This is a genomic window from Acidocella aminolytica 101 = DSM 11237 (genome assembly GCF_900129125.1).
In the GTDB taxonomy this organism is placed as follows: domain Bacteria; phylum Pseudomonadota; class Alphaproteobacteria; order Acetobacterales; family Acetobacteraceae; genus Acidocella; species Acidocella aminolytica.
On sequence record NZ_FQVJ01000009.1, the window covers coordinates 99,018 to 119,801 of the forward strand.

Genomic DNA, 20,784 nt, shown 5'->3' on the forward strand with positions numbered 1-20,784 from the left:
GAATCCCGAGCCGTATGAGGATTGACAGCTTGAACGCTTCGCACACGCATTACCCCGATTTTGCCAATCCTGAACTGCTTGAGAAGATACCCCTGAGTGCCCGCACCATTCTGGATGTGGGCTGCGCGCACGGGGCGTTGGGGGCGGATTATCTGCGCCGAAACCCGGTCTGCCGGGTTCTGGGCATTGAGATGGATAAGGAAGCCGCCAGCCATGCCCAGGCGCGCCTATCTGAAGTGTTTGTCGGGGATGTGGAAAAAACCCAGATGCCCTTCGAGGTGCCGGACGGCATTGACTGCATTATTTATGGCGATGTGCTGGAGCATCTGACCGACCCTTGGGCGGTGCTGAAGGAGCATGCCAAATATCTCTCCCCGCATGGTACCGTGCTGGTCTGTATGCCGAATATTGAGCATTGGAGCTTTGTGGCGAGGGTTCTGACTGGCAATTTCGATTATGACGAGCAGGGGTTGTTCGACCGCACGCATCTGCGCTGGTTCACCCCGCGCACTATGGCCCGGGCACTGACGGATGCCGGGCTGGAGTTGTCTGACGCCGCGCCCCGGCCGATTGCGCTGGGGCCCGCAGAGAAATTCACCGCCGCGATGGCCCCCGCGCTGGAGACTTTGGGGGTTGATCCCAAGGAATATCTCAACCGCTGCGCGCCGTTGCAGGTGATCTGGCGGGCGCGCAAGGTCGTGCAGCAAAGGCTGGAGGTGAATGCCACCATGCTGGCCCCGCAGGGCGGTGTGTCTGATGTGCGAGTGGTGGAGCCGCTGCGCGCTTTGCGGACGGACAGCGCGCTGCTGACCAGCATTATCGCCGAGCAGGATTTGCGTCCGCGTCTGGCGGAGGCGCCGCGTATTGCCATTCTGCACCGGCCTTTGCTGGTAGGAGAGGCTGGGCTGGCACGAGTTCGCGCGCTGCTGAAGCAGGATTATGTGGTAGTGAGTGAGTTCGACGATCACCCGATGTTCATGGAAGAACGCGGGGTGAAGATGGAGGATTTGCTGACATTTAGGGGGGTGCATGCAGTGCAGACCAGCACGCCCACGCTGGCTGAGGCGCTGCTGCGGGAAAATGCCGAGCTGGCGGTGTTCCCGAATGCCGTGTTCGAGCTGCCCCGGGTACGGAATTTTCAGGACACCGAACATCTGACGATGTTCTTTGGCGCGCTGAACCGGCAGAAGGACTGGGCGCCGCTGATGCCGGTACTGAACGAGGTGGCGAGGGCCGTGGGGGACAGGCTACGATTCCGGGTGGTGTTTGATGAAGCGTTCTTTAACGCGCTGGAGACGCCGCATAAAAGCTTTGAGCCGGAGTTGGTGGATTATGCTAGCTATCTCAATGAGTTGTCGGCGGCGGATATCAGCTTCATGCCGCTTGGGGATACCCCGTTCAACCGTGCCAAGTCGGATCTGAAATTCATTGAGGCCGGTGCGGCGCGGGTCTGCGCGCTGGCTAGTCATGTGGTTTATGAAGGCTCGATCCAGGATGGAACGACCGGCGTGCTGTTCCGTAGCCCGGCGGAGTTACGCGCGACGCTGCTGCGGTTGCTGGCCTATCCGGAGGCGACGCGGCGGATCGCGGATGCGGCTCGCGCTTATGTCGCGCAGAACCGCATGATGGCTTACCAGGTCCAGGCGCGGTCTGACTGGTACCGGGCGTTGTGGGAACGCCGGGCCGAGTTGAATGAGGCGCTGAAGCAACGTGTCCCGGAATTGTTTGCATGATGCCAGCAGCGCCGAAGGGGAAATGCCGGATTAGCGCGTTTACGGTTATTGAGTGGCTGGATAGACGCAAAGCGACTGCGACCTGCCCAAATTGCGGCGTGCAGGGCACGGTGGAGCAGGTTTTGGAGGTTGATTACCGCTCGCCCCGGGAGAGCCTGTTTTACCATTTGCAGCGTTGTCCCGGCTGCACCGTGCTGTTTGCGGATGAGTTGCCGCATGTCGATTACGGGGATGACGAACTGATCGAGATCGGTTGGCCGGGTTATTATGCGCAGATGGGCGTGGGGACGTGGCCGATTGCGGCCGCTCTGGCCCCGATTATGAAGCCTCCCGGGACCCGGGCTCTGGAAATTGGCGGGGCCTATGGCTTTGGGTTGGATTTCTGCGTGCATGGCAAGGGTTGGCAAGGGGTGGGGTATGATCCGTCGCCCTTGGCCCGCGTGGGGCGGGAGACGCTGGGGCTGGAAATTGTCCAGGGCATGTTCATGGCGGAGACGCTCGCTGGCGGACCGTGGGATGTGATTGTCGCGACGGAGCTGATTGAGCATCTGGAGGAGCCGCGCGGATTTTTGGAGCTAATGCGGCAGGCCGTAGCCGAGGACGGGGTATTGATGCTGACCACTCCGGCGGTGGAGTATATTGGCCCTGAACTGGCGGCGCTGGAGCTGGACAGGCTGATTGTGCCGAACCGACATGTGATGCTGCATAGTGCGCAAAGTCTGCGTCAGGCGTTGGTTCTGGCCGGGTTCGCACATGTGCGGGTAGTCCAGAAACGCTCAGCGCTGGTGGCTTATGCTTCGCCCGCGCCGTTGGTGCTGGATGAGGATGAGTGCACGGCTTGGCAGTTGTACCGGCGTTATATGGAAGCGCGGGCCGCGCGGGCGCCGCTGGGGGGGGATATCCAGTTTGGTTTTGCCGGACGGGCGTTGTTCGATGCCGTGAATGATGGGGACGATGCGGCGGCGGAGGCGGCCTGGGCGTCGTTGAATGAAGGGACTTTGGCGCGGTTTGGATACAGGCTGGATGCGCTGGACGCGCTGCCGGATGGAGCGGCCACGGCGACCTTGATGGAGCTGGGCAACAAGATGCCGTTCGGGCTTGGTATGATGCTGTTTGCCAGGTCCATGCAATTATTGGCGCGGGGGGCGTCGCGCCAAACGGTGCGGTCGCTGATGGTGCTGGCGCTGGAAGCGGTGGCGGCTTTGCAGGCGGCGCTGGCCAAGCGGGCTTTGGGGGATGATTGGCTGTCTTCCAGCATTGCGGAAGCGCTGCACAAGGAACTGCTGCTGTGCGATGCCGAGGCTGGGCGGCAGGCGGTGGTGACCGAGTTGCTGGCGCTGGGAGATGGGCTTACGGGCTGGCGCGGTTTTGTGGGGTTAGTGAATGCGGGGGCGTATGAGGCGGCGTCTCGGTTGCGAGATTCGCTGGAGAGCTTGACCCTGGACGCGGATCTGCCCGAAGCCTTGCGGCAGGATGTGCGGTTGACGTCGCTTTATCTCAGCATGAACCAAGCGGAAGGGCTGGTAGCTGTGCCTGAACGGCTGGCGCTGGTTTTGGAGGCTGGGGTGGATAGGACGCGGGCGAAGGCTTTGGTTCTGGGGGCGTTCGTGACGCTGGTGAATGGTCAGGCTTTTGCTGCGGCCAAGAGTTTACTGATTCAGGTTGAGCCTTATCTGCTGGCCATGAGGCCGCCCTATGAGCAGTCTGAGCGGGACGCGTTATTCGCGGTGGGCGTGCTGTTTCTCCAGGACCAGGAGACATGGCCGCGCAGTGCCGCCAGCTTTACGCGGTTGCGTGATTCGTTGGCCCGGCATAGGCAGGATGTCGAAACGCCGCTTTTCTGGCCAGCTTTGCGCGGTGAGGTGGTGGCGTTGCAGCGGCTTGGCCGGAATAATGAGGTTCACGGACTGTTAAAGACTTATGTTTTGGCGGATGCGGGGGCGCCGGAGGATTTGAAAGAGCTGTTGGGTCACAAGTGACATCATGAACCGGCGTTTGAAGGCGTGGATTTATACTTTTCTGTCTCAGGTCAAATGGCTGCTGGTGGTGCCGGTGGCGGTGGGGCTGGGGCGGTTACGTACGCAGAAGCAGATTATCAGCGCGTGGCCGCAAGGGGAGATTAAGCTCGGGCCGCGTTTGGTGCTGTTTATTCATTTTGACCGGGGCGGTGCGGTACGGCCGCAGGTGCTGCATTACATCCAAGAATTCAAAGCCAATGGGCGGGAAGTGGTGTTTGTGACCAATTCCGGCAAGCTGCGGCCCGAGGCGCTGGCCGAGTTGCAGGCGCATTGCGCGGCGGTGCTGGTGCGCCGGAATGTTGGGTATGATTTTGGGGCCTGGGCGGATGCGTTGCAGCATTTGGGGCTACCGCGTGCGGATACGCAAGAGGTGATTCTGGCGAATGACAGCGTGTTTGGCCCGTTGCTGCCGCTGGGAAATGTGCTGCTCCAGATCGATTACGACAAGGCTGATGTCTGGGGCCTGACCGAGAGCTGGCAGGTACGGTATCACCTGCAGTCTTTTTTTCTGGCCTTCGGCCCGGCGGCGTTGCGAGCGGCGGGGTTTCGGGCGTTCTGGGCGAATGTGCGCCCGGTGCCGATGAAAACCTACATCGTGAAACGTTATGAGGTTGGTGTGACGCAAGCGATGATGCGGGCGGGGCTGCGTTGTGCCGCGCTGTGGAATTATGAGGCCTTGACCGCCATGGCCGGGCGAGATGCGTTGAGCCGCCTGCTTGAGGAAGACGAGACGGATCTGGGTAAGGTGGACCCGCTGTATGCGATGCGCCGAAAACAATTACTGCATATCCGCGAGAGGATGGCTGAACGGGTGGCTTTGAACCCAACCTCGGACCTTTGGCGGCAACTACTCCTGGCGGGGTTTCCGTTTATCAAACGGGAATTGTTGCGGGATAATCCGAGCCGGGTGCAGGACGTTGGTGATTGGGCCGAACTGGTGCGGGAGACGTTGGGGGCTGACCCGGAGCCGATTCGCCGGGAGTTGCGGTTGATGCTGAAGGGGAAGGCGCCCTGAACCGGTTTTCTTTGCGTCTGGTCGCCGTTCTGCTCTGGACGATACCGGCGGCCTGTTTGCAGGCGGTGCTGTTGTTGCTGCCGGGGGGGGGCAAGGCGTGGTTCGCGCGGGTTTATTGGCGGGGCGTGGCGCGGATTATAGGGATGCGGCGTCGGGTGATTGGGCCATGCTCGCCCCATCGGCCGACCTTGTTTATCGCCAATCATTGCTCCTGGCTTGATATTGTGGCCCTGGGGGCGACGCTGCCAGGCTGTTTTGTGGCCAAGGCGGAGATTGGGCAGTGGCCGGGGGTTAGTATTGTCGCCAAGCTGGGGCGGACGATTTTTGTCTCGCGCAGCCGTGAGACCGTGGCGCGGGAGCAGCGCTTGTTGGCGGCGCGGCTGGGGGGCGGGGATAATGTGATATTGTTTCCTGAGGGGACGACCTCGGACGGGAACCGTGTGCTGCCGTTTTCCTCGGCGTTTTTTACTCTGGCTTTTGGTGAGGCGCAGCCCTGGGTGCAGTCGGTGACGGTGGTTTATGACGAGCTGGAGGGGCAGCCGGTGCGGCGTTTCGACCGGCCGCTGGTGGCTTGGTATGGGGATATGGACCTGGCCCCGCATTTGAAGCCGCTTTTGCACCGGCGCGGGGTGCGCGCGACGATTATGTTCGGCGAGCCGTTGCCGCCGGGCAGTTTTGCCAACCGCAAGGCGCTGAGCCTGATGATGGAGCAGACGATCAGCGCCAATGCGGCGCGTTTACGGCAGGGGCGCGACGCACCTCAGACTTGACGGTACCCCCTCTGCCGGACCGAGACGGAAGCGGCTATCAGCTCCGGTATGGCCGGAAGAGCAGCATGATAAAACGTGGATTTTGGATGTGGGCCGGGGTGGTTTTGGCTCTGGCGGCGGCGTGGCCCGCTGTTGCGGCGACGGACATTGCGGCGCCGACCTCCGCCAGTAGCTTCATGAGCGCCGAGCTGGGTTTGCTGCTGCATGGCGTGCTGTGGGTGGTGTTGGGGGTTCTGGGGCTGGGGCTGTTTATCCTGGCTTATCTGCTGTTGCGTTGGGGGATGCGGAAAGGGCTTGCTGGGCGGCGTATGCGCCCGGAGACTTTGACTGCCCTGAGTTGGATTGTGCTGCCGCTGGTGCTGCTGGTCTTTCTCGTGGTGCCCGCGATCGAGCTGATCTACCATAATGATGAACCGCCTTATGTGACGGTGAGTGTTACGGCCCATGAATGGTACTGGGATTACGATTATGTTTCTGAGGCCGGGCTGGGCTTTGCTAGCCATGTGGTTGAAAAGACAGGAGGTGTGGATCATCCGTTGATGTTGCCAGTGGGTAAGAAGGTGCGGTTTCTGGTGAGCAGCGGGGATGTGTTGCATGGGTTTTTTGTGCCGCAGTTGGGGGTGCAGATTTATGCCGTGCCCGGCGCGCTGCTGAATGGCTGGACGATCATTGAAAAACCCGGGATTTATGAAGGGCATAGTAGCTCGATCTGCGGCACCAATCATCCGCAGATGCCGATTGAGATTAAAGCCGTGCCGCTGAAGGATTATCAGGCCTGGGTGGCGCAAACCCTGGCGAACTCGGGAGCCAAGGCACCCTGAACGCTGATGGTTCGTTATTTTTACTCCGAAACTGACGCACAATGGAGCAGCCTTGCATTTAGCTTGATCTTGGCCGGTCCGGATTCTATTTCTGAGATCATAAGAAGGCTTGGAAACGGCCATGAATAATAATGCGGGACGCAGCATAATGAAGCGGAGAGATGTATCAGCCCTAAGGCTGACGGGCTTGCTCGTGCTGACGGCAATTTTTCTGGTGCAGGCGCATGGGGCCTGGGCGCAATCCTCAGCGCCGAATCCGACGGCGGCGGCGAACCAATATGTTGATGCGCCGCATGATTGGCAGATGTGGTTTCCCGCAGCGGGTAGCCCGATGCAGGCCAGGATCGATTGGCTGATGAAATATGTGCTCTGGATTATGGCCGGGGTGGTTGGGTTTGTGGCGCTGCTGATGGGCTATGTGATGGTCCGGTTCCGGGCCTCGCGGAACCCCAAGGCCAGCAAGACCACGCATAATACGCTGATCGAGATTGTCTGGATTGTGGTGCCCTGCCTGATTCTGGTGGCGATTATCGTACCTTCTATCAATCTGATCTATTATGAGGCGGATACCGGCAACCCGTATATGACGGTCACGGTCACTGGGCATCAATGGTATTGGGAATATAAGTATAATTCTGTGCCGGGGCTCGATTATACCAGCTATATGATCCCCGATGATGAGATTAAGCCCGGTGAGATCCGCCGGCTTTCGGTGGATCACCCGATGGTGCTGCCGGTGGGCAAGAAGATCCGGTTTGTGATTACCAGCGCGGATGTGTTGCACGGGTTTTATCTGCCGTCTCTGGGGGTACAGAAATATGCAATTCCTGGCACCGAACTGACAAGCTGGACCACCATTACCAAGCCCGGCACCTATTATGGCCAGTGCAACCAGATTTGCGGGTTAGGGCATGATTCCATGCCCATCGAGATCAAGGCAGTGCCGATGAAGGATTATCTGGCCTGGACGAAGCAGGCATTGGCCAATTACACGCAGAACGACGCCCGCCCGCCGCTGTCTTCGCCCATGCCCCGTAATCAGTTGGCTGACGCCACGCCCTGAGGAGCTAGAGAATGTCCATTACCGCGAATGATCATGCCCTGCTCGCCCAAGGCCACCATAAGCAAAGCTTCGTCACGCGTTGGCTGATGAGCACCAACCATAAGGATATCGGGACGCTTTATATCTGCATGGCGTTTATTGGCGGCTGCGTGGGCGGCGTGCTTTCGATGATCATGCGCCAGCAGTTGATGTATCCGCATAACGACATCATCACCAACGGCAATACTTGGAACGCGATCATTACCGCGCATGGGCTGATCATGATTTTCTGGTTCGTGATGCCGGCGCTGATTGGCGGGATGGGTAACTGGTTTGTGCCGATTATGATCGGCGCGCCGGACATGGCGTTCCCGCGGCTGAATAATATGAGCTTCTGGTTCCTAGTGGCGGGGTTTATTTTCGTACTTCTGGGACTGTTTTTGGATAAAGGCACTGGGGCGGGATGGACACTTTATCCACCTTTGGACAATGCTCAGTATTCGCCAGGGGTGGCAACGGATTTTTCACTGTTCTCTCTGCATCTGGCGGGAATTTCCTCGCTGCTGGGGGCGATCAACTTTATTGCCACCATTCTAAATATGCGCGCCCCCGGCATGACCATGCATAAGATGCCGTTATTCTGCTGGGCGATTCTGGTGACGGCCTTTTTGTTGCTGCTGGCGATTCCGGTGCTGGCGGGGGCGGTAACCATGCTGATCATGGACCGGAATTTCGGCACCTCGTTCTTTGAGCCCTCTGGCGGCGGGGATCCGGTGCTGTTCCAGCATCTGTTCTGGTTCTTTGGCCACCCGGAAGTGTATATCATGATTTTGCCGGCCTTCGGCATTATCTCCCATGTGGTGTCCACCTTCTCCAAAAAGCCGATTTTTGGGTATCTGGGCATGGCCTATGCCATGGTGATTATCGGGTTCGTGGGGTTTGTGGTGTGGGCGCACCATATGTTCGTTTCCGCCATTTCCACGGATTCCAAGATCTATTTCGAGGTGGCGACGCTGATTATCGCGGTGCCGACGGGGATTAAGGTGTTCTCCTGGATCGCGACGATGTGGGGAGGGTCTATTGAGTTCAAGACGCCGATGCTCTGGGCGTTGGGCTTTATCTTCCTGTTCGTGATTGGCGGAGCGACCGGTGTGGTGCTGGCCAATGCGGGGTTGGACCAGGAGTTGCATAACGATTACTTCCTGGTCGCGCATTTCCATTATGTGCTCTCAATGGGGGCGGCGTTTGCTATTTTTGCCGGCTTCTATTTCTGGATCGGTAAGATGAGCGGGCACCAATACCCGGAATTCTGGGGGAAGGTGCATTTCTGGACCTTCTTTATCGGGGTGAACCTGACCTTCTTCCCGATGCATTTTTTGGGGTTGGCGGGTATGCCGCGCCGTTATCCGGATTATGCGGATGCCTTCGCGGGCTGGAACTATGTATCGTCCATCGGGTCGATTATTTCCGGGGTCTCGACGCTGGTGTTCTTCTATGTGATCTGGCGGGTATTCACCTCTAAGGAGAAGCTTGCCGATAATTACTGGGGCGAGGGGGCGACGACGCTGGAATGGGCCATCCCCAGCCCTGCGCCGCACCATACGTTCGAAGATGTGCCGATTATCCGGTAAAGGTTGTTAAGGAGCCGATTTGTCCAGTCAAACTACTGAGCTGTTTCATGATGCCAGCCTGACGCCGTCTTTGGGGGCGGAGCCGGGCGACTGGCTAGCGCTGCTGAAACCCCGGGTGGTTTCGCTGGTGGTGTTCACTGGCGCCATCGGGCTGATTATCGCGCCGGGGCATATCAACCCGCTGATCGGGGCGATCGCCATTTTCTGTATTGCGCTGGGGGCTGGCGCGGCCGGGGCGATTAATATGTGGTATGACCGCGATATTGACGCAATCATGCGCCGCACCACCTCGCGGCCGATTCCGGCGGGTAAGATTGAGGCGGCGGGGGCGTTGGGGTTTGGCGTCGTGCTCTCAGTGATCTCGGTGCTTTTGCTGGCGATGGCGACAAATCTGTGCGCCGCCGCCGTGCTGGCGTTCTCGATTTTCTATTATGCGGTGATTTATACGATTTGGTTGAAGCGCCGTACGCCGCAGAATATCGTGATTGGCGGCGGGGCTGGGGCGTTTCCGGCGGTGATTGGCTGGGCGGCGGTGACGGGCAATATCGGCCTGCTGCCGATGGTGCTGTTCTTCATCGTGTTTTTTTGGACGCCGCCGCATTTTTGGTCGCTTTCGCTTTACGCCTCGACTGATTACGAGAAAGCGGGCGTGCCTATGCTGCCGGTGGTGAAAGGCGCGCGGCATACGCGGTGGAATGTATTTGTTTACACGTTGATTCTGTTTCCGTTGGCGCTGTCACCCTGGTTCATGGGGCTGACAGGCTGGGTGTATGGCGCCACCGCCTTGGTGCTGGGGACGGTGTTTGTCTATTATGCCTGGGGTGTGCTGCGCGACCGGCAGGATGCCAAAGGCGTGAGCCTGACCAAGGATCAGCCCGCCCGAGCCTGCTTTAAATTCTCGATCCTGTATTTATTCCTGCTCTTTGCCGCTTGTGCGGTGGACCGGCTGGTATGAGCGCCGTGGCGATGAAGCCAGAAAAAAAGGACGCTCAGGACCGGATGCCGCGTGTCAAGATTACCGAGGCGCAGTGGAGTGATGAACAGAAGACGGAGTTTCTGCGGCGCAGGCGGGCACGCAATTATCTGCTGCTCGCCGCGTTGGGTGGGTTTTGTTTGATTGTCTATGTCATCGCGATGGTGAAGCTGCACGAATACGGACGGATGTGGTGACCATAATCTAAGGAAACGCCAGAAAGGGAGAGACAGATGAGCGGAACAATCCATACCGCCACGGACCAGGTGAAGGGTACGGTGCCCCACCCATACCATCTTGTTAACCCCAGTCTTTGGCCGCTGCTTGGCGCCGCCTCGGCGATGACGACCTTTGCCGGAATTATTCTGGCAGCGCATTTCCGGGAATTTATTGTGCTCACCATCGGCGTGGTGGCGGATTTGAGCGTGATGTTCTTGTGGTGGCGGGATGTGATTAAGGAGGCCCTCACGCCGGGGCTGCATAAGATCATCACTCAGGTGGGGTTACGCTATGGCATGGCGCTTTTCATTGCCTCGGAAGTGATGTTCTTTGTTTCCTTCTTCTGGAATTATTTCAATTACTTCTTCTTCCCGGACAAAATGGGGACGGCGTTTGCGCCGGTTTGGCCGCCGCAGGGGATTACCACGGTTGATCCGTTCGCGGTACCGCTGTTCAACACCATGGTGCTACTGCTGTCCGGCACTACCATCACCTGGGCGCACCATTCCCTGCTGGAGGGCAACCAGAAAAATCTGGTGCGAGGGCTGGGGGTGACCATTCTGCTCGGGCTGTCGTTCTTGTGCGGTCAGGCGTGGGAATATACCCATTCGCCGTTCCCGTTTTATCATGGGGGGATTTACCCGTCCTCGTTCTTCATCGCCACCGGGTTTCATGGGGCGCATGTGATTATCGGGACGCTGTTTTTGACCGTGTGCTTCTTCCGTGCCAGGGCAGGGCAGTTTACGCCGCAGCGCCATTTTGGGTTCGAGGCGGCGGCTTGGTACTGGCATTTCGTGGATGTTGTGTGGCTGTTCCTGTTTGTGTGCATCTACTATCTCGGCCGCAGCGCTATTACCGCGGGGTGAGGGCCAGAATGGCAGCGGAAGGAGATAAGGTGATTTTTTGCGCAGCTTGATTGCGCCGGGCCTGACTGCGCTGGCCGCGTTTTGCCTGTTTATCGCCCTGGGGGCCTGGCAGCTTCAAAGGCTGAAATGGAAGGAAGGCATTATCGCGGAGATTCGTGCCGCCCAGTTGGCGCCGCCCGTGAAGATGCCCGACAAGCCTAGCCCATTTGAGAAAGTGTTTGTGACCGGCACATGGGTGCCCGGCAAGGCCGCGCTTTATGGGCAGATTGTTCATAACAGCCCGGAAGGCCCGGTTTCAGGCGGTGAGCTGATTATGCCGCTGCGGCGGCCGGGCGGGCAGATTTTGCTGGTGGATCTGGGCTGGGTGCCGGGCTCTTTGCCCACGCCGTTGGCCAACCCGCCCGCGCTGCCCGCCGGATATATTCATGCGGCGATTGACCGGGGGTGGTTCTCGCCGCCGGATAATCCGGCCAAGGGACATTATTACACGCTGGACCCCATGGTGATTGGCAAGGGGATGGGGCTGCATGATGTGGCCCCTTATATGCTGATTGCCATGGGGCCGAAGCCGCTGCCGGGCAGCTCGCTCCCGCAGCCCGCACAGAATTTGCCGACCCCGCCGAACAACCATTATGAATATGCGCTCACTTGGTTCGGCTTTGCCGGAGTCCTGGTGTTCGAGTTTATCTTTATTGCCCGGAAAAGGCTGCTGAAATCATGAGCGCATATGAGGCACTGAAATCCTCCTTCCACCGTATTGCCTGCCTGGACGAAGCCAGTGCCATGTTGGGCTGGGACGCGGCGGCAATGATGCCGGATGGCGGGGCAGCGGCGCGGGGCGAGCAGTTGGCGGTGCTGGCGGGGTTGAGGCATGAATTTCTCTGCGCGCCGGAGATTGGTGACAAGCTGGCCGAGGCGGGCGAGCAGAGCGGCTGGGATAAGCAAAATCTGGCGTTGATGCGCGAGGCGCATGTGCGCGCCATTGCGCTGCCGCGCGAGTTAGTCGAGGCACAGGTGCGCGCGGGCCAGGTTTGCGAGACGATCTGGCGCTCGGCGCGCAAGGCGGGGGATTTTTCCGCCGTGCGGGAGGCGCTGGCCGAGGTGGTGCGGCTGACCCGTGAAGGGGCGGTGATTCTGGGCGAGGCGCTGGGGATGACGCCGTATGATGCGCTGATGAGCCAGTATCAGCGCGGGATTGGCGCGGCGCAGGCCGGGGCGATTTTTGCCCGTTATGAGGCATTTTTGTGGGAGGTGTTGCCCAGGGCCGAGGAGCTTCAGGCAAGGCAGACGCATGAGGCGTTGCCGGCTGGCCCATACCCAGAGGCGGTGCAGGCTGTACTGGCGCGGCGCTTAGCTGAGGCGGCGGGGCTGAATTTCAACGCGGCGCGGCTGGATATTTCAGCTCATCCGTTTTGCGGGGGGACACCGAGCGATATTCGGATTACCACGCGGTATGACGAGGGGGATTTCGCTGCTGCGTTGATGGGGGTGCTGCATGAGACGGGCCATGCGTTGTATGAGCAAAATCTGCCAGCGGCCTGGGCGCGCCAGCCGGTGGGCGCGGCGGCGGGAATGGCGGTGCATGAAAGCCAATCCTTGATTGTGGAAATGCAGGCTGTGAGGTCTGATGCGTATCTATCTTATCTCGCGTCGCTGGCCGCCGAGGCGTTTGGCAAGGCGATTACGCCTGCCGGGCTGAAGCACAGGCTGCGGCGGGTGGAGCGGAGTTTTATCCGCGTGGAAGCGGATGAGATGACCTATCCGGCACATGTGCTGTTGCGCTTCAGGCTGGAGCAGGCGCTGCTTTCGGACGACCTGGCGGTGAAGGACCTGCCGGGGGCCTGGAATGAAGGCTTCAAGGCGTTGCTGGGTATTGTGCCGCCGGATGACGCGCAGGGCTGTTTGCAGGATATCCATTGGTTCGATGGGGCGATTGGGTATTTTCCGTCCTATACGCTGGGTGCGATGGCGGCGGCGCAGTTGATGGCTGCGGCCCGTAAGGCGTTGCCGGATTTGGATGAGGCGTTGGCGCGGGGGAATCTCTCGCCGCTGACCGGCTGGTTGGCGGCGCATGTGCATGGGCGTGGCTCGTCCGCGGGGTTTAACGATATTTTGCTGGCAGCGACGGGGGAGGGGTTGAACCCGGCCTATTTTGAAGCGCATTTAACCTCGCGTTATTTGGGGTGATGCGCGGCGCTGCTTTCAGCCTTCTGCGCCGCAAGGGTGAGCGGGCACAGGTGACGCAGGTTGAGTTATTTTTTGACCTGATTTTTGTGTTCGCCGTGACGCAGGTTTCTGAATTTCTGCGCGCGCATATGAGTGTTTTGGGGGGCTTCCAGGGGGCAATTCTGTTTGCTTCCATGTGGTGGAGCTGGGTTTACACGAGTTGGGTCACGAACTGGATTGACCCCGAACATAGGCCGGTGAAGCTACTGATGCTGGGGTTGATGTTCTGCGCGCTGTTATTGGCGGCGTCGATACCTGAGGCATTCGGGACGCGGGGAATTGGGTTTGCCATCGGACTGACGGTGATGAGCCTGGGACGTTCAGCGTTTATGCTGTGGGCTTTGAAGCAGCATGATTTCGGAAATTACAGGAATTTTCAGAGAATTTTTGCGTGGCTTGCGGCTGGTTCGGTGTTGTGGCTTGCGGGCAGTGTGGTGGATGAGCAGCAGCGCCTTTGGGCGTGGCTAGTCGCGCTGCTGATTGATCTTTTAGGCCCAGCCAATGGATTTTACGTGCCGGGTCTGGGGCGTTCAACGACGAATGATTGGCGGGTGGATGCGCGCCACATGGCAGAGCGTTGCGCGGCGTTTGTGCTGATTGCGCTGGGGGAGTCCATTACCGTGATTGGGGCGAGTTTTTCAGAGTTGCGGTGGGGCGATGCGACATTTGCCGCCGTGGTGAGCGCGTTGTTTGCTGCGTTTTGTCTGTGGTGGATTTATTTTAATGATGCGGCGGAGCGCACGGCCTATGCCTTTGCCCATGCTCGGGATGTCGGCAAGATTGCCCGTGCAGGCTATACTTATGCCCACGGGCTGCTGATTGCGGCGATTATCATGATGGCGGCGGGGGATGCATTTTTGCTGGATGAACCAACAGAATTTGCACGGGTAGGACAGAGTGTGCTGCTGCTGGGTGGGCCTGCGGCGTTTTTGGTCGGGAATGGGGTGTTCAGACGCTTATTGCATCCTCGGTTTCCTGCCTCGCATGTTTGGGGGCTGGGGGGGGTGGGGCTGCTTGCTGTTTTGTCGCCATATTGCACGTTGCTGGTGATGGGCGGCGGGGTGGCACTGGTGCTGGTGCTGGTGATTGTGGTTTCAAATTTGCTGGTGATGCGGGCATGAGTACGATTTTTGCGCCGATTACAGGGCTAGGGGGCGCGGTGACGACGTTGCGGCTTTCCGGCCCGGAGGCGTTCAGGATTGCGCGCGATATGATAGGGGCATTGCCGCCGCCGCGCCATGCCGGGCTGCGCCGCCTGCGCCATGCCGGCAAGGTGTTGGACGACGCCTTGGTGATAGTGTTTCCGGGGCCGCGCAGTTTCACGGGAGAAGACGCCGCGGAGATTTCCATTCATGGCGGACGGGCCGTGCTGGCGGCGGTGAGCGCGGCGATGGTGGCGTTGGGGGCGCGGCCTGCTGAGCCGGGCGAATTCTCCCGCCGTGCGTTCGAGACGGGACGGATGGATTTGTTGCAAGCAGAGGCGATGGCGGATCTGATTGCGGCAGAGACGGAAGGGCAGCGTGTGCAGGCGCTGGAAGGGGCATTGCATGAAGTGTGCGCTGCGTGGCGGGAGACGCTGCGGCAGATTATGGCACGGCAAGAGGCGCTGATTGATTTTCCTGATGAAGATCTGCCACCTGAAGTGGAGGAAAAACTTCTAGGCGAGATTCGTGAACTGCGGGATGAGATGCAGGCTACGCTGCTGGCGGCACCGGCAGCGGAGCGGCTGCGGGAGGGGTTGGAATTTGTGATTCTGGGCGCGCCCAATGCCGGGAAATCCACGCTTATGAATGCGTTGGCAGGGGAGGAGATTGCCATTGTCTCTGATATTCCGGGAACCACGCGCGATGCGGTGGGGGTGAGGCTGGATCTGGGCGGTGTGCCAGTGCATCTGAGCGACACGGCGGGCCTGCGCGAGACCGAGGATGTGATTGAAGCGGAAGGTGTGCGTAGAGCCAAAGTGAAGGCTGAAAAAGCGGATTTTGTGATTCTTGTGGCGGGGCCGGGGGAAAGTTTTCCGCCACCGCCACGCCAAACGGGTGTGTTGCGGGTGCGGACGAAAGCTGATCTTGCTATTGAAAGCGGTGGATTTTCAGTTTCTGCCAAGACGGGGCAGGGCATGGCGGGGTTGCGCGGGCGGCTGGTGGAGGAAGCCAGAAGCCTGACGGACCGGCGGGGGGCGGCATCTTTATCTCGCCCGCGTCAGGTGGCGTGTGTGCGCGACACAGTTATGGCGCTTGATATGGCCTTGACGCTTGAGGAGCCGGAATTGCGCGGCGAGGAATTGCGCGCGGCGGGGCAGGCTTTGGCACGGCTGGTGGGGGGCATCGGGGTTGAGGAGATTCTTGATGCCGTGTTTTCCGGTTTTTGTATCGGGAAATGAAAAGCTGCATCTCGGGGAGATATAACCTTTATCTTTCATGATTCGCAGCTGGTCGAGGTTGTTCAGCGTATCGTCAGGTTCGACGAGGATACGGTGTTCTTCTAGCATATTCGTCACTTGAGGCACAGCGATACATGGGTATGAGCGAGGCAACGCCCATACCGGCTTCGTTTAGCAAACGCCTGAAGGCTTTGATGCGGTTATGGAAGATGGAGGAGCTTTGAACCATTCCAGAAAGTCTTCGCACGGAGAGAGTTCAATCCAGTTAAGCCCAGGTTCTTTAGCTTTGAAGGGGAGTTTCTCAGGGTTGATGTGATGATGCATAAAGGGATCGATCGCGATCATCACGATAGTCTTAGACAGCCTCATTATGGCACAGTCGATGCCGTGGCCGTTCCACATGGGGTAATCGCGGGAGCGACCACCCTGAAAACAATCCAGTTTTTGGAAGTGACTGTTCCCCGATAGGATGGAAATACGGGCTCACGACTGGTCGCCGGGCCCCGGCATCGAATGGAGAACAGCCATGGAAGAGTATGTCGGCCTTGATGTCTCTATGAAAGAGACTGCGGTGTCGATCCGTCGTGAAGGCAAACGGATATGGAGGGGAAAATGTGCCTCCGATCCGAGCGTCATTGCCGACCTTGTTCGCAAGCGCGCACCCCACGTGAAACGTGTGGTGTTTGAAACTGGCCCGCTTTCAGCATGGTTCTATCATGCATTGCGCGCTGAAGGGCAGCCTGCGGTTTGTATTGATGCGCGTCATGCCAAAGCAGCCCTCGACATGGCGCCCAACAAAACTGACGCGAATGATGCGGACGGCTTGGCACACTTGGCCGAGGTCAGCTTTTTTCGTGAAGTGCGCGTCAAGGGTTTTGATAGCATGCTGGCGCGTACACTCGTCGCAGCCCGCACTCGGCTGGTTCGCATTTCCGTTGAACTTTCCAACCAGATCCGTGGTGTCATGAAGACCTTTGGTCTTGTCGTTCCTGCCGGAACGGGAAGTGTTTTCGAGCAAAACGTGCGAAACCTTCTTGCTACTCACACGCCGCTTGCCACAATTATATTACCACTTCTGGATGCTTGGCGCAGCGTTCGCTATCAGTCCTCCGACCTTGGCCGTCAACTCATCAGGGAAGCACGCGAGAGTCAGGCATGCCGTTTACTCATGTCTATCCCAGGTATCGGTGCGATCACCGCAACCTCCTTTGCCGCTGCCATTGAGGAGCCATGCAATTTCAAGAAATCTCGGAATGTCGGAGCATGGATCGGGTTAACGACCCGTCGATATCAATCCGGAGAGGTCGATTACGATGGACATATATCTCGGCGTGGCGACGATCATTTGCGAGGTCTTCTCTATGAAGCAGCGTCTGTAATCCTGACACGGAGCAAAAAAGAAAGCGCGCTACGAACATGGGGGCTTAAACTCCGGGAGAGGCTCGGCTTCAAGCGAGCGGCCGTCGCTGTCGCTCGCAAACTGGCGGTGATCATGCACGCGATGCTCAAGACAGGTGAGTTTTTCAATCCGAACGCAGGAGCAACGGCGTGAAATCTGGCGGATAGCGTTCAACATTTGAACGCTTGAGACGTCCCTGCCGGGACGTGGGCTGAGCCATTCCGTTGTTGGGACTGCACCGCTGACCCAGCTGAGTGCGTGATCCACATTGAAGGCTCTTCCAGCGAAAGCCCATCATGCGGCGGCTTCTGTCGACCGCGAAGACAACCTTGTATCCGGCAAACGCGTCTCTTAAAAAAGACTTGACCCCACCGTCGCGATTAGACAACCCCAACAGGTCTCATACTTAGTGGATTTCAGGCTCGGAAACAGATTCGCCAGCCGAGGTCTCAAGGAAGTCGAAGTCACATCCTTCATCAGCTTGGCGCACGTGCTGTGAGAATATAGCGCCGTAGCCGCGCTCATAATGCGGGGGCGGCGGGGTCCATGCGGCGCGGCGCTGGTCTAGTTCTTCATCATTAACCAGAAGCTCTAGCTTGCGTTCATCGACATTGATTTCGATGATATCACCGTCCTGAACAAAGGCCAAGGGCCCGCCAACGCGGCTTTCCGGGCAGACATGCAAAATGCAGGCGCCATATGAGGTGCCGGACATGCGGGCGTCAGAGATACGCACCATGTCCCTGATGCCCTGGGCCAGGATTTTTTTTGGGATGGGAAGCTGACCCCATTCCGGCATACCGGGGGCGCCGATCGGCCCGGCATCTTGGAGGACAAGCACGGAGTCTGGTGTGACGGGAAGGTTAGGATCGTCTATCCGGCGTTCCATGTCGTTATAGTTCTTGAAAACGATGGCATGACCTCGATGTCTCAGAAGATGTGGTTCCGCCGCCCCGGGCTTGATGACAGCGCCACGCGGGGCGAGGTTGCCGGTAAGCACGGCCAGGCCGCCGCTCGCCCAAACGGGGTTGTCCCACGTGCGGATGACTTCGTCATGATAGACTTCCGCACCTTCAATATTAGCGCCAAGCGTGGCGCCGTTAACGGTGAGACAATCAAGGTGCAGATGCGCGCGCAGCCTACTTAACAAACCTTTGATGCCGCCAGCATAATAGAAATCCTCCATCAGGAAGCGTCCAGTTGGGCGGATATCCGCCAGGACGGGAATATTGCGGCTCAGACGGTCGAAGGCTTCGAGTTTGAGGTCGATATTGGCACGGCGGGCCATCGCGATGATATGCACGATGGCATTGGTAGAGCCGGACAGGGCCAGTGCCGTGACAATGGCGTTTTCGAACGATTCAGGCGACAGAATATCCGACGGCTTTAAATTATCCCAGACCATATCAACAATTCGCCTGCCTGTGTCAGAGGCGAGGCGGGAATGGTTCGAATCCGGGGCAGGGATTGAGGAGCCGCCTGGCAGAACAAAGCCGAGCGATTCCGCCAGCGTCATCATGGTTGTCGCGGTGCCCATGGTCATGCAAGTGCCGGCAGAGCGGGCGATGCCGTCTTCCAGCTCTGCCCAGACTTCGTCAGAGAGGTTTCCCGCTCGCTTTTCAGCCCAATATTTCCAAACATCCGATCCAGAGCCGAGAACCTTTCCGCGCCAGTTGCCCCGCAGCATGGCGCCAGCGGGGAAGTAGATGGCGGGCAGGTTCATGGAGATGGCGCCCATGAGCAAAGCAGGTGTTGTTTTGTCGCACCCGCCCATGAGAACGACGCCATCAATTGGGTGGCTACGAATCAGTTCTTCAGCTTCCATGGCCAGGAAATTCCGGTACAGCATCGTTGTGGGTTTGACGAAGGGTTCGCCGACACTCATGGCCGGAAGAACAACCGGAAATCCGCCGGCCTGCCAGATGCCGCGCTTCACTTCCTCCACACGTTGGGGAAAGTGGCTGTGGCAACTGTTCATGTCGGACCATGTGTTCAGAATGCCAATGACGGGCTTTCCTTCGAAATCTTTACGAGAAAAGCCCATCTGTTTGGTGCGGGAGCGGTGCCCGAAAGCGCGCAGATTTTCCACGCCGTACCAGCGGTAGCTGCGTAAGTTGGAATAGGTTTTTTGAGTCATGGGCGTTGTCCCGGTGATCAGAGGCTTACATTACGGGCTGTTGCAGCTGGACCAGCGGGCGGCCGGGAATATCCTGGGTACCGTGCTGGGAATCCCATTCAGCCTGAACTTTGTGAAGAACCCTGAGCACGGGCAGTACGGAGCGCCCGGTGACCAGAGGAGCGCGGCTTTCGTTCAACGCATTCACGAAATCACGGCTGATGGCCCAGGCGTTTTCCTGTTCGGTGATGGTTTCTTCCGTTCCGGCGCCCGTGGTAAGCTTGGCTGTGAGTTCATCCAGTCGGTAGCTGTCTTTTTCGGTGACGACATGCGTGTCGTAAATACGCTCCTTACCGTAATAGGAGCCGGTGGCGAGGAGAGTTTGGTCGTCATGCGTTTCAATCAGAATAACGATTTCCATCGGTGTGCCGGTATGCGGGTCTAGCGCTGACATGAAGCTTTTAACATTACGAATGCGCTTTTCGGCTTTTTCAGGATCGCCGCCGCCAACTAGCCAGAGCCCCAGATCAACCAGATGCGTGCTGTGATGCCACAGAATATTGTCGATCCATGTACGCTTGATACCGGTGGCGCCGATATTCACGAGGCGATGGATGAAAAAGCGGCCATGTATGTGGCGCGGCGTTTCTTCGCCTCTTTGGATGCGCTGTAACAGGGCCGCACGTTCGGGACGGAAGCGCATCGGGTGGGAAACGGCCAGGGCGAGGTTGGCGCGCTCCGCGGCTTCAACAACCGTCTCGGCAGATTCGACAGTCATGCTCAGGGGGATTTCCACGAGCAGATGTTTTCGGGCCTTGATGACCGCCATTGACATGGCTGCATGGCTCTCGCTCGGTCCGGCGATAATCACCGCGTCAATGTCTGGTTGGTTGACGGCCTCAAGCAGGTTGTTGCTGGCATTGGCGAAGCCGTATTTTTCAGCGAAGGCGGAAACGGATTGCAGGTCTTTGCCAACAACTGTGTGCAGCCTGACGTCGGGATGGCCTTGCAACGCTTCGGAATGCCAAATGCCCATCATACCATGGCCAATGAGACAGATGTTTTTCATTAGGCAGTTCCTTTTTTTGGCAAGGATTGAATGGGAAATGGCGGAATAGGCGAGCTTGGCGCGTCCATGTTTAGCATGAAAATGCCACCGGAGAGTGGGTGCTTTTGCACATGGCTTTAAAGGTGTAAGAGGCCGCCTTTGTGCAAGCTCCGCCCAAAGGCGACAGTGTTTAGAACAGATTAGAACGCGTACTTCAGATAGAAACGGCTGCTGAGGTACGGGTTGTTGTAGTGAACATTGGACTCAGAGCTGTTCTGGGCAAACGCGGCATCGGTATCCCAGGCAACGGAGAGGCCCTTGAGCACATCGGCAAGGCTGTAGCTGAAACCGGCGTCGATGACGTGGATCGCTTCGTTATGGATTGGCGTCACACCGGACGGGAACCCATACGCACCGTCATAGTTATAGGTGCTGCCGCCAAAGCCGTAATCGGCATTATACTCAACATAGGTAGGCGTAATGGTCAGCTTGTTGTTCAGCGCCATGATGGTGCCGGTGATGCC

General features: G+C 58.5%; 17 protein-coding genes and 1 pseudogene. 15 read left to right on the forward strand and 3 right to left on the reverse strand.

What is annotated here, in order from left to right:
* The first annotated feature begins 29 nt into the window (after positions 1-29).
* From BUB54_RS06950 to BUB54_RS07025, 15 genes are all read left to right on the forward strand, one after another.
* Positions 30-1,733, forward strand: a complete 1,704-nt coding sequence (locus BUB54_RS06950; protein WP_052948408.1) for a methyltransferase domain-containing protein — start codon at positions 30-32, stop codon at positions 1,731-1,733.
* The gene (locus BUB54_RS06955; RefSeq protein WP_048879616.1) at positions 1,730-3,712 is read left to right on the forward strand and encodes a class I SAM-dependent methyltransferase; all 1,983 of its coding nucleotides are present in this window, start codon (positions 1,730-1,732) and stop codon (positions 3,710-3,712) included. Before BUB54_RS06950 ends, BUB54_RS06955 begins: the two co-directional genes overlap by 4 nt.
* Before the next feature lie 4 nt (positions 3,713-3,716).
* Positions 3,717-4,766 carry a rhamnan synthesis F family protein gene (locus BUB54_RS06960; RefSeq protein ID WP_082075718.1) on the forward strand — a complete coding sequence of 350 codons (1,050 nt, stop codon included), beginning with the start codon at positions 3,717-3,719 and terminating at the stop codon, positions 4,764-4,766.
* An 11-nt stretch (positions 4,767-4,777) separates the two neighbouring features.
* The gene (locus BUB54_RS06965; RefSeq protein WP_241869423.1) at positions 4,778-5,536 is read left to right on the forward strand and encodes a lysophospholipid acyltransferase family protein; all 759 of its coding nucleotides are present in this window, start codon (positions 4,778-4,780) and stop codon (positions 5,534-5,536) included.
* A 65-nt stretch (positions 5,537-5,601) separates the two neighbouring features.
* A complete protein-coding gene (locus tag BUB54_RS06970) occupies positions 5,602-6,357 on the forward strand; it encodes a cupredoxin domain-containing protein (protein ID WP_082075717.1) in 756 nt (251 codons plus the stop codon).
* A gap of 148 nt (positions 6,358-6,505) precedes the next feature.
* A complete protein-coding gene (coxB, locus tag BUB54_RS06975) occupies positions 6,506-7,420 on the forward strand; it encodes a cytochrome c oxidase subunit II (protein WP_082075722.1) in 915 nt (304 codons plus the stop codon).
* An 11-nt stretch (positions 7,421-7,431) separates the two neighbouring features.
* Entirely contained in the window at positions 7,432-9,030 is a 1,599-nt protein-coding gene (gene ctaD / locus BUB54_RS06980; RefSeq protein WP_048879613.1) for a cytochrome c oxidase subunit I, read from the forward strand.
* Between the two features lie 19 nt (positions 9,031-9,049).
* The gene (locus BUB54_RS06985) at positions 9,050-9,985 is read left to right on the forward strand and encodes a heme o synthase (RefSeq protein WP_048879612.1); all 936 of its coding nucleotides are present in this window, start codon (positions 9,050-9,052) and stop codon (positions 9,983-9,985) included.
* Complete coding sequence (locus tag BUB54_RS06990) at positions 9,982-10,200, forward strand: hypothetical protein (RefSeq protein WP_048879611.1); 219 nt, start codon at positions 9,982-9,984, stop codon at positions 10,198-10,200. The genes BUB54_RS06985 and BUB54_RS06990 overlap by 4 nt, the downstream gene beginning before the upstream one ends.
* A gap of 36 nt (positions 10,201-10,236) precedes the next feature.
* Complete coding sequence (locus BUB54_RS06995; protein ID WP_048879610.1) at positions 10,237-11,088, forward strand: cytochrome c oxidase subunit 3; 852 nt, start codon at positions 10,237-10,239, stop codon at positions 11,086-11,088.
* Positions 11,089-11,125: 37 nt separating this feature from the next.
* Complete coding sequence (locus BUB54_RS07000; protein ID WP_048879609.1) at positions 11,126-11,809, forward strand: SURF1 family protein; 684 nt, start codon at positions 11,126-11,128, stop codon at positions 11,807-11,809.
* Positions 11,806-13,275 (forward strand): carboxypeptidase M32, encoded by a 1,470-nt coding sequence (locus BUB54_RS07005; protein WP_048879608.1) that lies wholly within the window; start codon positions 11,806-11,808, stop codon positions 13,273-13,275. The genes BUB54_RS07000 and BUB54_RS07005 overlap by 4 nt, the downstream gene beginning before the upstream one ends.
* The gene (locus tag BUB54_RS07010; protein ID WP_048879607.1) at positions 13,275-14,435 is read left to right on the forward strand and encodes a low temperature requirement protein A; all 1,161 of its coding nucleotides are present in this window, start codon (positions 13,275-13,277) and stop codon (positions 14,433-14,435) included. The genes BUB54_RS07005 and BUB54_RS07010 overlap by 1 nt, the downstream gene beginning before the upstream one ends.
* A complete protein-coding gene (gene mnmE, locus BUB54_RS07015; RefSeq protein WP_048879606.1) occupies positions 14,432-15,697 on the forward strand; it encodes a tRNA uridine-5-carboxymethylaminomethyl(34) synthesis GTPase MnmE in 1,266 nt (421 codons plus the stop codon). The genes BUB54_RS07010 and mnmE overlap by 4 nt, the downstream gene beginning before the upstream one ends.
* A 526-nt stretch (positions 15,698-16,223) precedes the next feature.
* Positions 16,224-17,249, forward strand: a complete 1,026-nt coding sequence (locus BUB54_RS07025) for an IS110 family RNA-guided transposase (RefSeq protein WP_048879605.1) — start codon at positions 16,224-16,226, stop codon at positions 17,247-17,249.
* 253 nt (positions 17,250-17,502) lie between these two features.
* On the opposite strand, the gene araD is transcribed toward BUB54_RS07025, so the two are convergent.
* The 3 genes and pseudogenes from araD to BUB54_RS07040 all read right to left on the reverse strand — a co-directional run.
* Positions 17,503-19,233 carry an L-arabinonate dehydratase gene (gene araD, locus BUB54_RS07030; RefSeq protein WP_048879604.1) on the reverse strand — a complete coding sequence of 577 codons (1,731 nt, stop codon included), beginning with the start codon at positions 19,231-19,233 and terminating at the stop codon, positions 17,503-17,505.
* 25 nt (positions 19,234-19,258) lie between these two features.
* A complete protein-coding gene (locus tag BUB54_RS07035; RefSeq protein ID WP_048879603.1) occupies positions 19,259-20,281 on the reverse strand; it encodes a Gfo/Idh/MocA family protein in 1,023 nt (340 codons plus the stop codon).
* A gap of 179 nt (positions 20,282-20,460) precedes the next feature.
* Positions 20,461-20,784: pseudogene (locus BUB54_RS07040) on the reverse strand (hypothetical protein); the annotation flags it as partial.

What these genes read in the sequence shown, in the direction of transcription:
- araD (WP_048879604.1), bottom strand. Translation starts at nt 19,233, where the DNA reads ATGACTCAAAAAACCTATTCCAACTTACGCAGCTACCGCTGGTACGGC.
- BUB54_RS06970 (WP_082075717.1), top strand. Translation starts at nt 5,602, where the DNA reads ATGATAAAACGTGGATTTTGGATGTGGGCCGGGGTGGTTTTGGCTCTG.
- BUB54_RS06990 (WP_048879611.1), top strand. Translation starts at nt 9,982, where the DNA reads ATGAGCGCCGTGGCGATGAAGCCAGAAAAAAAGGACGCTCAGGACCGG.
- mnmE (WP_048879606.1), top strand. Translation starts at nt 14,432, where the DNA reads ATGAGTACGATTTTTGCGCCGATTACAGGGCTAGGGGGCGCGGTGACG.
- BUB54_RS06995 (WP_048879610.1), top strand. Translation starts at nt 10,237, where the DNA reads ATGAGCGGAACAATCCATACCGCCACGGACCAGGTGAAGGGTACGGTG.
- BUB54_RS07010 (WP_048879607.1), top strand. Translation starts at nt 13,275, where the DNA reads ATGCGCGGCGCTGCTTTCAGCCTTCTGCGCCGCAAGGGTGAGCGGGCA.
- BUB54_RS06955 (WP_048879616.1), top strand. Translation starts at nt 1,730, where the DNA reads ATGATGCCAGCAGCGCCGAAGGGGAAATGCCGGATTAGCGCGTTTACG.
- BUB54_RS07035 (WP_048879603.1), bottom strand. Translation starts at nt 20,281, where the DNA reads ATGAAAAACATCTGTCTCATTGGCCATGGTATGATGGGCATTTGGCAT.
- BUB54_RS07025 (WP_048879605.1), top strand. Translation starts at nt 16,224, where the DNA reads ATGGAAGAGTATGTCGGCCTTGATGTCTCTATGAAAGAGACTGCGGTG.
- coxB (WP_082075722.1), top strand. Translation starts at nt 6,506, where the DNA reads ATGAAGCGGAGAGATGTATCAGCCCTAAGGCTGACGGGCTTGCTCGTG.
- BUB54_RS06960 (WP_082075718.1), top strand. Translation starts at nt 3,717, where the DNA reads ATGAACCGGCGTTTGAAGGCGTGGATTTATACTTTTCTGTCTCAGGTC.
- BUB54_RS07005 (WP_048879608.1), top strand. Translation starts at nt 11,806, where the DNA reads ATGAGCGCATATGAGGCACTGAAATCCTCCTTCCACCGTATTGCCTGC.
- ctaD (WP_048879613.1), top strand. Translation starts at nt 7,432, where the DNA reads ATGTCCATTACCGCGAATGATCATGCCCTGCTCGCCCAAGGCCACCAT.